General features: G+C 74.1%; 14 protein-coding genes. All 14 read left to right on the forward strand.

Annotated features, from left to right (window positions below):
• The first annotated feature begins 17 nt into the window (after positions 1-17).
• On the forward strand, positions 18-719 hold the full coding sequence (locus ACFY4B_RS26835; protein WP_387971893.1) for a PIG-L deacetylase family protein: 702 nt from the start codon (positions 18-20) through the stop codon (positions 717-719).
• On the forward strand, positions 716-1,438 hold the full coding sequence (locus ACFY4B_RS26840) for a WbqC family protein (protein WP_387971895.1): 723 nt from the start codon (positions 716-718) through the stop codon (positions 1,436-1,438). Before ACFY4B_RS26835 ends, ACFY4B_RS26840 begins: the two co-directional genes overlap by 4 nt.
• The gene (gene folE, locus ACFY4B_RS26845) at positions 1,435-2,049 is read left to right on the forward strand and encodes a GTP cyclohydrolase I (protein WP_387971898.1); all 615 of its coding nucleotides are present in this window, start codon (positions 1,435-1,437) and stop codon (positions 2,047-2,049) included. The genes ACFY4B_RS26840 and folE overlap by 4 nt, the downstream gene beginning before the upstream one ends.
• 149 nt (positions 2,050-2,198) lie before the next feature.
• Positions 2,199-2,738, forward strand: a complete 540-nt coding sequence (locus ACFY4B_RS26850) for a formylglycine-generating enzyme family protein (protein ID WP_387971900.1) — start codon at positions 2,199-2,201, stop codon at positions 2,736-2,738.
• Positions 2,735-3,841, forward strand: a complete 1,107-nt coding sequence (locus ACFY4B_RS26855) for a glycosyltransferase family 4 protein (RefSeq protein WP_387971903.1) — start codon at positions 2,735-2,737, stop codon at positions 3,839-3,841. The genes ACFY4B_RS26850 and ACFY4B_RS26855 overlap by 4 nt, the downstream gene beginning before the upstream one ends.
• Positions 3,838-4,641 carry a reverse transcriptase domain-containing protein gene (locus ACFY4B_RS26860; RefSeq protein WP_387971906.1) on the forward strand — a complete coding sequence of 268 codons (804 nt, stop codon included), beginning with the start codon at positions 3,838-3,840 and terminating at the stop codon, positions 4,639-4,641. The genes ACFY4B_RS26855 and ACFY4B_RS26860 overlap by 4 nt, the downstream gene beginning before the upstream one ends.
• Positions 4,642-4,658: 17 nt before the next feature.
• Positions 4,659-6,041, forward strand: a complete 1,383-nt coding sequence (locus ACFY4B_RS26865; protein ID WP_387971909.1) for a glycosyltransferase family 4 protein — start codon at positions 4,659-4,661, stop codon at positions 6,039-6,041.
• Positions 6,038-6,871: a 5'-3' exonuclease H3TH domain-containing protein gene (locus tag ACFY4B_RS26870; protein ID WP_387971912.1), complete on the forward strand. Its 834-nt coding sequence runs from the start codon at positions 6,038-6,040 to the stop codon at positions 6,869-6,871. Before ACFY4B_RS26865 ends, ACFY4B_RS26870 begins: the two co-directional genes overlap by 4 nt.
• Positions 6,865-7,656, forward strand: a complete 792-nt coding sequence (locus tag ACFY4B_RS26875) for an HAD family hydrolase (RefSeq protein ID WP_387971915.1) — start codon at positions 6,865-6,867, stop codon at positions 7,654-7,656. The genes ACFY4B_RS26870 and ACFY4B_RS26875 overlap by 7 nt, the downstream gene beginning before the upstream one ends.
• A 65-nt stretch (positions 7,657-7,721) precedes the next feature.
• A complete protein-coding gene (locus ACFY4B_RS26880; RefSeq protein ID WP_387971918.1) occupies positions 7,722-9,026 on the forward strand; it encodes an aminotransferase class I/II-fold pyridoxal phosphate-dependent enzyme in 1,305 nt (434 codons plus the stop codon).
• A 172-nt stretch (positions 9,027-9,198) separates the two neighbouring features.
• Complete coding sequence (locus ACFY4B_RS26885) at positions 9,199-10,347, forward strand: hypothetical protein (protein WP_387971920.1); 1,149 nt, start codon at positions 9,199-9,201, stop codon at positions 10,345-10,347.
• Between the two features lie 81 nt (positions 10,348-10,428).
• Positions 10,429-10,938 (forward strand): GNAT family N-acetyltransferase, encoded by a 510-nt coding sequence (locus ACFY4B_RS26890; RefSeq protein WP_387971923.1) that lies wholly within the window; start codon positions 10,429-10,431, stop codon positions 10,936-10,938.
• An 82-nt stretch (positions 10,939-11,020) separates the two neighbouring features.
• Entirely contained in the window at positions 11,021-11,266 is a 246-nt protein-coding gene (locus ACFY4B_RS26895; protein ID WP_387971926.1) for a hypothetical protein, read from the forward strand.
• 86 nt (positions 11,267-11,352) lie between these two features.
• Complete coding sequence (locus tag ACFY4B_RS26900) at positions 11,353-12,219, forward strand: protein phosphatase 2C domain-containing protein (RefSeq protein ID WP_387971929.1); 867 nt, start codon at positions 11,353-11,355, stop codon at positions 12,217-12,219.
• The last annotated feature ends 15 nt before the right edge of the window (positions 12,220-12,234 follow it).

Consider the following 12,234-nt stretch of genomic DNA (forward strand, 5'->3'; position numbering starts at 1 on the left):
GATTCGAGGAGGACCGAATGACTCTCGGCCTTCGGCCCGGAGAGCACGTCCTGGCCATCCCCACCCACCCCGACGACGAGACGCTCGGTGCCGGCGGCACCATCGCCCGCCTGACCGGCGAAGGCGTCCACGTCCACGTGCTGGCCGTCACCTGCTGCCACCGCCCGCGCTGGGGCACTGCCAGCACCACCGGCCAGCGCGCCGAGGAGTTCGAGGCGGCCTGCGACGTCCTGGGGGTGAGCGGGCGCGCCATCGCCTGGCTCGACACCGAGCAGGCCCGCAACGTCCACGACCACCTTCCCGAACTCATCCGGCTCATCGAGGACGGGCCCGAGCTGTCCCTGAACGCCCTGCGGCCGGCCGCGCTGCTCATCCCCGCCGACGGCGCCGTCCACCAGGAGCACCAGCTGGTCCACCGCGCTGCCTACGCGGCCGCCCGCCCCGGCGGCGCGGCCCGGCACTGCCCGCGGATGGTCCTGGGTTTCGACGGGCCCGAGGACAGGGCCTGGAGCGCGCAGGCGGGCCCGCGCACCGTCCTGGTGGACATCACCACCAGCGCCCCGGCCAAGGACAAGGCCCTCAACTGCTACAGCAGCCAGCTGCGCGACCCGGCGCACCCGCGCAGCCTGGAGCGGATCCGGGCGATCGACACCGCCACCGGCGCGGGCATCGGCGCCGACCGCGCGGAGGTCTTCACCCCATACCGGATGGCCTGGTGACCGCCACCGCGGACGTCCTGGTGGCGCACCAGCCCGCCTACCTGCCCTGGCCGGGCTACCTCTCCCGGCTCCTGGACGTCGGCGAACTCGTCGTGCTCGACCACGTGCAGTTCTCCGAGCGCGGCCGCCAGCACCGCAACCTGGTCCGCGGCGGCCCGGGACGCGGCCCGGTGCGGCTCACCGTCCCGGTCCGCCGCGTCTTCGGACAGCCGATCCGCGAGGTCGAACTGGCGGCCGAACCCTGGGCCGCCCGGCACTGGCGCACCTTGACCCAGCGCTACGCCCGCGCGCCCTACTGGCCGGAGCACGAGGAGCGGCTCGCCCGGATCTACGCCACACCCTGGACCCATCTGGCTCCGCTGACAGAGGAGTTGACCCGCTTCCTCCTGGACGGCTTCGGCCTGGACGTGCGCCTGGTTCCCTCCAGCACCCTGGCGCCGGCCGGAGCGCGCACCGACATGCTCATCAACCTGTGCCGCCAGCGGGGCGCCACGGTCCTGCGTACCGGGACCGGGGCACTGGGCTACCTCGACCAGCAGCAGCTGGCCCGCCACGGCATCGGGCTCGAGGTCGCCACCTACACCCACCCCCCGTACGGCGCCGACCGGCGCGGTCTGCTCCCGGGCCTCAGCGCCCTGGACCTGCTGCTCCACGAAGGCCCGGGTGCCGCCGACATCCTGCGCGCAGGGGCGCGGACCGAGACGAAGGCGCTGATATGACGAACCCCGACCAACTGGACCTTCTCCCCTCCGCCCGGGAGGGCCGGCGCGTCGATGTCGCGCGGGTCGCCGCGCTGTACCGCGAGGTCCTCACCGCCCTGGGCGAGGACCCCGACCGTGAGGGGCTGCTGGGCACACCCGAGCGGGTCGCCCGCTGGTGGGCGGAGTTCCTCGACCACGACCCGGGCCGCACCGACACCGTCTTCGAGCAGGAACTGAGCGCCGACGGCGAGCAACTGGTCGTGGTGCGGGGCATCAGCGCGTGGAGCCTGTGCGAGCACCACCTGCTGCCGATGCACCTGGACCTGACGATCGGCTACCTGCCGTGCGGGCAGGTCCTCGGCCTGTCGAAGTTCGCCAGGATCGCCCAGTACCACGCCCACCGCCTGCAGCTCCAGGAACGGATCGTCTCCGGGGTGGCGGCCGACGTGGCCAAGGCGACGGGCGCCGCGGACGTGGGGGTCGTCGCCGACGGCGAGCACCTGTGCATGAGCATGCGCGGCGTCCGCGAGCGCCAGGCCCGTACGACCAGCGAGCTGCTGCTGGGCCGCTTCGCCGGGCAGAACGCGTTCGGCAGGCGCCTGCTGGCAATCGCCGGAGCCGCGCGGTGAGCAGCAAAACGCCCGAGCAGGGCCGTCGTTGCCCGGCGGCGAGCCCGCGCGTGTCGGTCAGCGGGCGACATCAGCCGCCGGGGAGCGTACCTGCTGCCCGGGACACCACCAGCGTAGCGCCGCCGCCGGACCCGGTGTGCTGGATTCGCGTGACCGGTGGCCGGCTTCCCGACCGCGAGTGGCACCGCGCCCAGGACGTCTTGGACCTGTGGTGGGCGGACACCCCGCTCAGCCGGGCCGGCCTGCCGATCACCGACCTGACCCTGCACCAGGCCCATGTGCTGGCGGCCGGGCTCGGCGGCCGGCTGCCGACCTCGCCCGAGTGGGAGTGGATGGCCGGCGCAGGCAAGCGCCGCTACCCCTGGGGCGAGCAGGAGCCGACCGCCGAACACGCCAACCTGCGCGGCCACGGACCGGCCACCACCACCGCGGTGCGCACCCACCCGGCCGGCCGAACCCCCGAGGGCCTGTGGGACGTGGCCGGCAACGTCTGGGAGTGGACCAGCGCCCCCTGGCGCCGCGACCGAGCGGCCCTGCTGCGCGGCGGCTCCTACAACTCCCTGGCCCAGTACGCCTCGTGCACCCACGCCAACGACGTCCCGCCCGACCTGTCCTCCCCGGGCATTGGCATCCGCCCGGTGCGCGACACCCCTCCCGACACCGTCACCCAGATCGGAGCGCCCCGGTGAAGATCGCCTTCGTCCTGCTCACCCACAACCCGAACGAACCCGCCGGCATCGAGCGCAGCATCGACACCCTGGCGATCGGCCTGCGCCAGGCCGGGCACAGCGCCCTGATCATCGCCGCCGGCCCCGCCACCGCCGCGGACGGCGAGGACCTGCTGCGCCTGGCCACGCTGACCCTGCCGCGCCCGGCCGTGGAGGACGACCTGATGGCCCTGCTCGCCGACCCGGCCCCGGTCGAGGCGGAGGTGCGCCAGCTGCTCACCGACCACGACGTGGACCTGGTCTGCTGGGTGGACGCCGTCTGGGGCCTGGGCTACCTCGCCCCCGCACCGCCCGGGGTCCGCACCGCCCTGATGGTGAGGGTCATGCGCACCGACGAGCCGATGCTCGCCAGCCTCGCCCACCGCCCCGACGCGGTCCTGACGAACAGCGACTTCCTGAACGACGAAGGCGCCCGTCAGGGCCTGGACTCGCGGTCCTGGCGCGCCTTGCCCAACGCCGTGCACCACACGGCAACCACTCCCGGCCCGGCCGAGCGGGAGAGGCTGCGCCGCCAGGGGCCGGTGCGGATCGTCTCGCGCGCGGAGCCGCACAAGGGCACCGCCGAACTGCTGCGCGCCCTGCCGCCGGACCTGGGTCGGCCCCTGCAGATCGTGCTGGCCGCCGCCGGCTTCGAGTACTGGCCCGGCATGCAGGAGCAGGTGATCACCGAGTGCCGGCGGCTGGCCGAGGACCTGCCCGGCGTCGAGATCCTGCCCGCACTGGAGTGGCAGGACGTGCCGCCGTTCCTGGCCGGCGCCGCCGCCGTGCTGGTCGGCTCCACCAGCCCCGAGACGTTCGGCAACGTCGCCGCCGAGGCCCTCTCCGTCGCCACCCCCGTCGTCGGCTACGGCCTCGGGCACCTGCCCGCCCTCACCGGCCCGGCCGGGCGCATGGTCGACCTCGACGCCGGCCCCGACAAGCTGTGGGCAGCCCTGATCGCCCTGCTGGAGGACCGCGAGGCCTACCACGCCGCCTCCCAGGCCGCGCCCCTGCAGGTCGCCGCCCACTCGCCGCGCGTCGTCGCCGAGACGTTCCTCGCCCTCACCACGAACACCCGGCCATGAGCGGCGGCCCAGCCGCACACAGCCTGATGCGCCAGGTCACCGACCCGCGCCTCCTGAAGCGGGCCGCCCGCCAGTGCATGGGCCGCACCGGCGCGCCCGGAGCCGACGGCATGTCCTGGCACGCCTTCCGCCAGGACATGCCCCGCCGCCTGGCCGAGCTGTCCGGTCGGCTCGCCGACGGCACCTGGCAACCGCACCCGGTCCGCGAGGTCGTCTTCGACGGCTGGGGCAAGCAGATGCGCCTCGCGGTACCCACCGTCACCGACCGGATCGTCCACCGCGCCCTGCGCGCGGCCGCCGAACCGGTCCTGGAGCGCGACGCCTACCCGCCGTGGATGTTCGGCTGGCGCCCGCGCCGAGGGCGGCCCCAGGCCGTCGCCGCCGCGGCCGCCCACCTGCAGGCCGGCCGCACCTGGGTCGCCGACCTGGACGTGGCCGCCGCCAGCAGCGGCGTACCCCTCGAACAGGCCCTCCACTCCATCGCCCGCTTCATCCACGACGGCACCTACCTGGCGCTGCTTCGCCGCGCCCTGACCGCCCTGCCCGACCCGCTGGCCCCGGGCAGCGGACTCGCGCCGATGCTGACCAACCTTCGGATGACCCCGGTCGACGAGGCCCTGGCCGACCTGCCGGTGGTGCGCCTGACCGACAACTACACCGTCTTCAGCCCCACCCGCGCCGACGCCGAGCACGCATGGCAGCGCACCGTCCAGGCCTTGGCCGAGCACGGCATGCGCCCGGCGCCCGCCAAGTCGAAGATCTGGTGCCCCAACCCCGAAGACCTCTACGCCGCCGGCTGACCCACCTTGGAGCCCCCGTGAGCCAACTGCCCCCGGCGCTGCTGTACTGCGCCGTCAACGGCATCGACAACTGCACCAACGGCATCGGCCGGCAGACCAAGACCCTGCTGGCCACCCTGGAGCGCCACCACACCCGCCTGGCCGCCGCCGTCGGCCCGTTCACCCCCTACCTGGCCGCGCCCCAGCCCGGCCCCGCCACCTGGAACCACGACCCCGAACACCTCGCCTACGCCAGCCGCGTCGTCGAACACCTCGGCGGACACGTCATCGCCCTGCCCTACGACACCGACCGACCGTTCTGGCATCCCGCGACGTGGCAGCAGCTCAGCGCGGGCGCCGCCCAGGCCGCCGCCGACCTCGCCCACCACCACAGCCGGGTCCTGACGATCGCCGTCGACACCCCCTTCGCCGCGGTACCCGCCCTGACCGACCATCAGCGTATCGACACCGTCCTCGCCCTGTTCAGCACCGCCATGATCACCGAACGGCCCGCGGCCGACCCGCGACACCTGAACTGGGAACGGTCGGCGATCGCCGCGGTCAACCGCCACCCACGCGCCCACGTCGCCGACATCGGCACCTTCCTCACTGGCCACCTCACCCGCGACTACGGCCTCGACCCGGCCACGCTGACGCCCTGGCCCTCGGGCCTGCACCTCACCCACCCCGACCTCGCCCCCATGCCCGCCGGCGACGCGCTCGCCCTCGCCCACCGCCACGGCATCCCCACCGACCGGCCCGTCGTCGCCGCCATCGCCCGCACCGACCCCACCAAAGGCCTCGACCTGCTCATCGACGCCCTCGCCCCACTGCGAGACGACGTCCACCTGGCCGCCATCGCGGTGCGCACCGACGACGAACGCGCCACCCTGTTCGACACCTACCAGCGCCAGTGCGACCAGGCCCGGCTCAGCGCCACCCTGATCGGCGGCTTCGACCGGCAACTGCCCCGCGCGCTCGCGGCCCTGCCCGCCACCCGGGTCATGGCCTGCCCCAGCCGCGGCGAGACCCTGGCCAACGTCGTCTTCGAGACCGCCCTGTGGGCGCAGAACGGCGGGGCGGTCGTCCTGGCCCCGGCCCGCGACGGCTTCACCGAACAGATCACCGACGGCCACAACGGCCTGCTCTACGATCCCGCCTTGCCCGGCGCCCTCACCGGCGGGCTGTGCCGCGCGCTGGCGCTCACCGAGACCGAGCGGGCCCGGATGCGGCACGCGGCACACACCAAGGTGGTGGCCGAGCGCGACAGCGCCCAGCACCTCGGCGCGCTGCTGGCCCGCTTCTTCACCGATCGGCGGGGCCCAGCCGGTAGACTCACCGCTCATCCGGTCCCGGGTACCCGTCCGCCGCGGTCACAGGCCACCCCCAGCCAGCACGACTTCCTGGAGGCCAGCCGATGACGCCCCCGCCCCTGCTCGTCGTCGACGGCCACAACCTGCTCTACCGGTCCTGGTACGGATTCCCCACCCGCATCAACAGCCGCGACAAGACCCGGGACCTGACCGGCGTCTTCGGCTTCGTCGCGCTGCTGCGCAAGGCTCAGCGCCTCCATGCCCCAGGCCACGAGCTGTTCGTGGTCTTCGACGCCGAGAACGGCGCCGACACCAGGGTCGCGCAGGACAGCGACTACAAGGCCAATCGTGCGGTGGAGACGGACGCCGGGCTGATCGGGTCGCTCAAGGACATCAAGGCCGCACTCGACCACGCAGAGGTCCGCTGGATCGAGCACGACGGCTGCGAGGCCGACGACGTCATCGCCACCCTGGCCACCCTCGCCCGCCGGGAGCTGCGCCCGGTGGACGTTTTGAGCGCCGACAAGGACTTCCTCCAACTCCTCGACGACCCGGACGTGCGGGTACTGAACACCATGCTGGCCGAACACCGCCGCTACAGCAACGGGCCCGATGTCCTGGCCCGCTACGGCGTCAGCGCCGCGCAGTGGCCGGACTACCGGGCCCTGACTGGGGATCCGTCCGACCACATCGCGGGCGTGCGCGGCATCGGACCCAAGACCGCCGTGCGCCTGCTCGCCGGCGGCCGCACCCTCGACCAAATCCCCGCCGAGGAGATCCGGCCCGCCTGGGCCGGCCAGTGGGACCAGGCGGCGCGGTGGCGGGAGATGATCCGTCTGGACCGCAAGGTCGACCTGCCCGACGAGCTCCTCACCGCCACCGTCACCAACCCGCTGCCGCCGGCCCCGGCGGTTCTGGAGGTGCTGGGGCTGTGGTGACGCTGATAGCCGGGACGGTGCTGTGGGACTTCGACGGCACCCTGGGCCACCGGCGCCACGGCACCTGGGCGGAGTGCCTGCTGGAGATCCTCGACCGCCACCACCCCGGCCACACCTGGCAGTTCACCAACCTGTACGACGCGCTCGCCACCGGCTTCCCCTGGCACCACGCCGACCAGCCTCACCCCCACCTCGGTGACCCGGACCGCTGGTGGGAGCACATCACTGCCGTCGTCCACCGGGCGCTGACCGGTCTCGGGATGGACCCCGACACCGCCGCGGCCGCCGCGCACGCCACCCGCAGTGCCTACACCGACACCAGCGCCTGGAGCCTGTACCCGCAGACCCTGCAGGTCCTGGACGCCCTGCGCGAGGCGGGCTGGCAGCACGTCATCGTCTCCAACCACGTCCCCGAACTCCCCGCGCTCTTGGAGGAACTGGCCCTCGCCCCTCGCTTGGCAGCAGTCGTCAACTCCGCCACTACCGGTTACGAGAAGCCCCACGCCCAGGCCTTCGGCCTCGCCCGGCAGGCCGCCGGCGGGACCGGCCCGCTCTGGATGGTCGGGGACAATCCGCACGCGGACGTCGCCGGAGCCCTCACCGCCGGCATCGACGCCATCTGGGTGCGCCGCAACCGCCCCGGCGACCTCCCCGACCTGCCGGCCGTGGCCCGCCTCATCCTCGACCCCTCTCCTGCGCCCCGTGAAGGAGGATCTGTCGCACGGACGTGGGAAGTTGCCCCGGCCGTGGCCGACACGGCACGGCGCGTCATGCCGATCGGCTAGTCTCCGTTTTGTCCGCACGGCGGGCACCCGGCCCAGCGCCCCGGACCAGGCGCGCGGAGCCAGGCATGCGCAATACCACCCCCTCCACCGCCCCGGTCGAGTGCCTCGCGGCCTTCGGCGCTCTTCGCGCGGGCACAGCCCCGGACGCGTTCGAGATCGGCGAGGGCTGCAACTACTACCCGCCCGCACCCGAGATCGGCCGCCACCTCGCCACCCTCCTGCACGACCTCGCCGCCCAGGGGAGCCTGTCCCTGTACGCCGACCCGTTCCGCGGCGGCGCCAAGGCGGCCTTCGCCGAGCTCCTCACCACACGCTTCGGCGTCACGCTGGCCGCCCAGGACATCACCTTCGTCCAAGGCGGCACTGAGGCGATCAGCCTGATCACCCACCACCTCGCCGACGCCGGCCACAGCCTCACCCTGCCGCTGCCGAACTACTACGCCTTCGACCAGTCCGCCGTACGGTGGGGAGCCCCCGTCGAGCGGTACTACCGCCACGACGGCGCCGTCCACCACACCGGCGCCGGATCCGGGCGCCGCACCGCGCTGGTAGAGGTGCTGCCCAACGGCGTCACCGGCACCTACTACACCCGGCCTGACATCGGCCCGGACTTCACCCTCCTCGACGTCGTCTTCCAGCACGGGGCGATGGGCGATCCGGCCGAACTCGAGCGCGCGATCCACGACCGGATCCGGGACCTCGACATGGCCCGCAGCGCCGTGATCATGACCGCCTCCAAGGACCTGTCCCTGCCTGGCCTGCGCGCCGCCGCGATCATCACCCGCAACCCGGCACTGCGCGCCCACCTCGCCGCTGATGCCTTCGACCGGGCCCCCACCGCCGCTCCGCTCGCCAGCCTCCTGATGGTCCTGTACGCCGCCGTCCTCCACGTCTACCACGGTCCCGCAGAGCTCCTCGGCGAACGCCACCACGTGGCGCAGCAGATCGCCGACGCCCACGGCTTGCCCGACCTGCCAGATTCCCGCGACCTGCGCCGGGTGCACGCCCACCTCGACGCCATGGCCGATCGGCTTCGCCGCAACGCCGCGCTCCTCGCCGACCCCGCCGGCCCGCTCGTCTGTCCGCCCGGCCTGACCCCGGCCGCCGGATACTCCGCCTTCCCCAGCCTCGGCCGGCCCCGGACCGACTTCCTCGCCTGGGTGCGCGAGTGCGGGACGAACGGTCTGCGGCTGAGTCCCACCGTGGTCCACGGCGGTACCGCCGCCGCCTGGCAGGCCCTGCTGCCAGGCCAGCACCTACGCGTCAACCTGTCCGAGTCCACCGAGCGGACCGCCGCAGGCCTGCAGCACCTCGAAGCCGCGCTCGGGCGCACTGCCGCTTCAGAGATGGCCGGGGCCGCGAGCGGGTAGCCACGTTCCCGAAGGTCCGGTACGCGAACCCGACGATCCCGCCATGAAGGAGCATCAGATGCGCCCCGAGGTCCAGCTACCGGTCAGCGCGACGAGGACACCTGGTCCCCGGAAGCCCGGCCTGTCAGGATCGTCAGGTGCTCGAGGAGCAGAGCCGAAGACTGAGATGGCCATGACCCCGGATCGGCCGGCCGCGGGCGCCCGCTCCGCCTTCGCCGCCGCTCTCGCCGACGAGCCCGGCGTGCACGACCCGGCGATCGTCGCGGCGCTGGCCCGGGTGCCCCGGCACCAGCTGATGCCGCGCCTGTTCGCACCGCTCGGCGAGCACCGCCCCGCCCGGCGCTGGCGCCTGCTCGACCTCGCGGACGAGCCCGAGCAGCACCTCGAAGCCTGCTACGGGATGGACCAGGTCGTCGTGCAGCTCGACGGCCGCCCGGCCGGCCCGCTGGCGGCCGGCCGCGAGTACACCGGCGTTCCGTCCGGGCAGAGCTCGGGCGCCGGCCTGCTGGCCCTCACCCTCCAGGACCTGTGGCTCGCACCTGGCGACCGGTTCGTGGAGCTCGGGGCGTGCACCGGCTACCTGAGCGCGGCCGCCGCCGACCTGACGGGTCGGCAGGCGACCGGCGTAGAGATCGACCGGGAGCTGGCGCGCGACGCCGCGCAGCGGCTAGCCGCGATCGGCGCCGACGTGCGGATCGTGGCCCGCGACGGGCTGCGCGGCCTGCCTGACGGCGAGTGGGACGCGATCGCCGCCTCCTTCGCCGTCCGGCGCATCCCCACTGCCTGGCTGCAGCGCCTCGCCCCGGGCGGGCGGCTGCGCACCACCATCACCACCGGCGCGCCCGGCTGGCACGCCACCGCTCTCGTTCACCGCGACGAGCACGGGGCGCTGGCGGGCCGGCTCACCGCGGAGCGGTGGGGACACGTGCCGGACCGGGCCAGCGGCTGGCTCCCACTGCCGCAGGCACCAGCCGACAGCGGGCGCAGCCGCTCCTCGGTACTGGCGCCGCCGGAGCCGGCCGAGCGGGGCTTCTGGGTCGCTCTCGCCCATGTCTTGCACGGGGTGCGGCGGCACTGGGGTGCTCCGGGCTTGGAGGACGAGGTGGTGCTGGTCGCCCCGGACGGCTCCCGAGCCGCCGTCGCCCGGGACGGCTCGCGCGCCGTCGAGTGGGGGCCGCGTGACCTGTGGCGGGAGGCAGAGGAGTTCCACGCCCGCTGGACGGGGGCAGGCCGCCCGGCCGAGTACCGGCTGGAGTCCACCGGCACCGCGCAGCGAGTGATCGGCGGCCCGGGCCTGAGCTGGCAGCTGCCGATGGAGTGACCGCCACCGAGCCGCGCTGCGGGCTGCTGCCCGCCGTCGCGCCCGAACCGACCTGCTGCCCACCGAGTGAGGAGGCCCCTGATGCCACCGACCCCCGTCCGCCCGGCCGTGCCCGAGGACGCCGAAGAGCTACTGCGCCTTCGCGTCGACGTTCTGACCGGCCGGCCGGCCGACGACGCCTGGCGTGGCACCTTCCTGAAGGACATGCAGGCCCGCCTCGGTACCGACCCGCACCTGCTCGCCTTCGTGGCCGACGGCGGGGACGGCGTGCTGACGGCGTGCGCGATCGGCGTCGTCTACCGCGGCTACGACGGCCCTTCCTACCCCGGTGGGCTGTGGGGCCGGGTCCACACCGTGGTCACAGACCCGCGGCACCGTCGCGAGGGGCTGGCGGAGGCCGTCACGCGGGCCCTGGTCGGCGCGCTCCAGGAACGGGGCTGCTCCTCGGTCGAGCTGATCGCCACCTCGGAGGGGCTCCCGCTGTACGGGAAGCTCGGGTTCGAGCCCGCCGCCCACTACCTGACGCTGCGCCAACCCCTGGCGGCGGCGGGCTCCGTCCGGTCGGTGGCGCCGGACGGCAGGCCGGGGTGACTGTCAGTCCCCTCTGGCACCGTCACGGTGATCGAGCGAAGCAGACCGGAGGCAGCGTGAGCCCTCACTTCTCCGGCGGGGCGTGAGCGTGGCCGGCCGCCACAGCCGCCTGCCCGATCCGGCAGCACAGTGCCCGGCCGCTGCCGACCAGCAGCTGCGGGCCGTGTCGGGCGGCCAGCCGGTCACGGAGGAGGGCGTCGCCGTTCCGGACGGCGGCGACGCCGCGTTCCTCTACCAGCGCGAGTTCCTGCCCGACGGCCGAGTCCGCACGGTCATGGTCCGTTTGGACGCCGCCGGTCTGCCCTTCCCCCCGCCCGACCGCCCCTGACCCCCGCGCACCATCGAGTGTTCCTGGAGGAGCCGATGCACAGCAGGTTGAAGATCACGGCAGCCACGCGGGCCGGAAGCCCTCGCGTGGCGTCGGAGGACCGGGTGCTCACCGCGCCGGGCCTGATCGTCGTCGTCGACGGCGTCACCACGGTCGCCGACGGCGCCGAGGCGCTCGGCGGCACCTACGCCGACGTCCTCGCCACCGAACTCATCGCCTCCGCCAGCGACCTGGAAATCGACCTGCGCACCGCGCTCGCGCAAGCGATCGACCGCACCACCAAGGCCCTGGATCTCGCTCCGCCGACGGTGCCGGGCAGGTCACCGCAGGCGACCGTGACGGTCGGCAGGGTGCGCGGCGCCCTGTTCGAAGCCGCCGCCATCGGCGACAGCCCGGTCGCGGCGATCGGCGTCGACGGCTCGGTTCGGATCGTCACCGACGACCGTCTGGCCGTCCTGGTCGGCGACCGCCCCGCTCGCCTGGAGCAGTGGGAGCGGCTGCGCTCCGGTGTCGGGCAGATCGGGGACCAGCGCCACGGGGAGCTGATGCGGGAGATCATGCGCGGGCTGTCCGAGGCGGTCAACGTCCCCGCCGGGTACTGGATCGCGGGTGCCGACCCGCAAGCCGGACTCCAGGCCGTCGTGGCTAGCTGGCCGCTGGAGGAGATCACCGACGTCCTCATCGCCACCGACGGCACCTCGGTGGCCGTCGACAAGTACAAGATCCTCACCTGGCCCCAGATCGCAGATCTGTGCCGCACCCAGGGCCCCGAAGCTGTCCTCGACCTCGTGGACGAGGCCGATGCGAGCGACCCGTTCGGCCACCGCTGGCCCAGGGCCAAGCCGGGGGACGACAAGACGCTCGTCCACCTGCTGGTGGCTCCGCGACGGAACCCGGCCGGCCTGCCGCACCATGGCCGGGCGCCAGCACCCGACTCCCGCCACCAGCCCTGACCGCCCCCTCAACGA

Source organism: Kitasatospora sp. NPDC001261, from assembly GCF_042896795.1.
GTDB lineage: Bacteria > Actinomycetota > Actinomycetes > Streptomycetales > Streptomycetaceae > Kitasatospora.

Excerpts from the sequence above, each read along its gene's own strand:
- ACFY4B_RS26835 (WP_387971893.1), top strand. The coding sequence starts at position 18 with ATGACTCTCGGCCTTCGGCCCGGAGAGCACGTCCTGGCCATCCCCACC.
- folE (WP_387971898.1), top strand. The coding sequence starts at position 1,435 with ATGACGAACCCCGACCAACTGGACCTTCTCCCCTCCGCCCGGGAGGGC.
- ACFY4B_RS26860 (WP_387971906.1), top strand. The coding sequence starts at position 3,838 with ATGAGCGGCGGCCCAGCCGCACACAGCCTGATGCGCCAGGTCACCGAC.
- ACFY4B_RS26870 (WP_387971912.1), top strand. The coding sequence starts at position 6,038 with ATGACGCCCCCGCCCCTGCTCGTCGTCGACGGCCACAACCTGCTCTAC.
- ACFY4B_RS26880 (WP_387971918.1), top strand. The coding sequence starts at position 7,722 with ATGCGCAATACCACCCCCTCCACCGCCCCGGTCGAGTGCCTCGCGGCC.
- ACFY4B_RS26885 (WP_387971920.1), top strand. The coding sequence starts at position 9,199 with ATGACCCCGGATCGGCCGGCCGCGGGCGCCCGCTCCGCCTTCGCCGCC.
- ACFY4B_RS26890 (WP_387971923.1), top strand. The coding sequence starts at position 10,429 with ATGCCACCGACCCCCGTCCGCCCGGCCGTGCCCGAGGACGCCGAAGAG.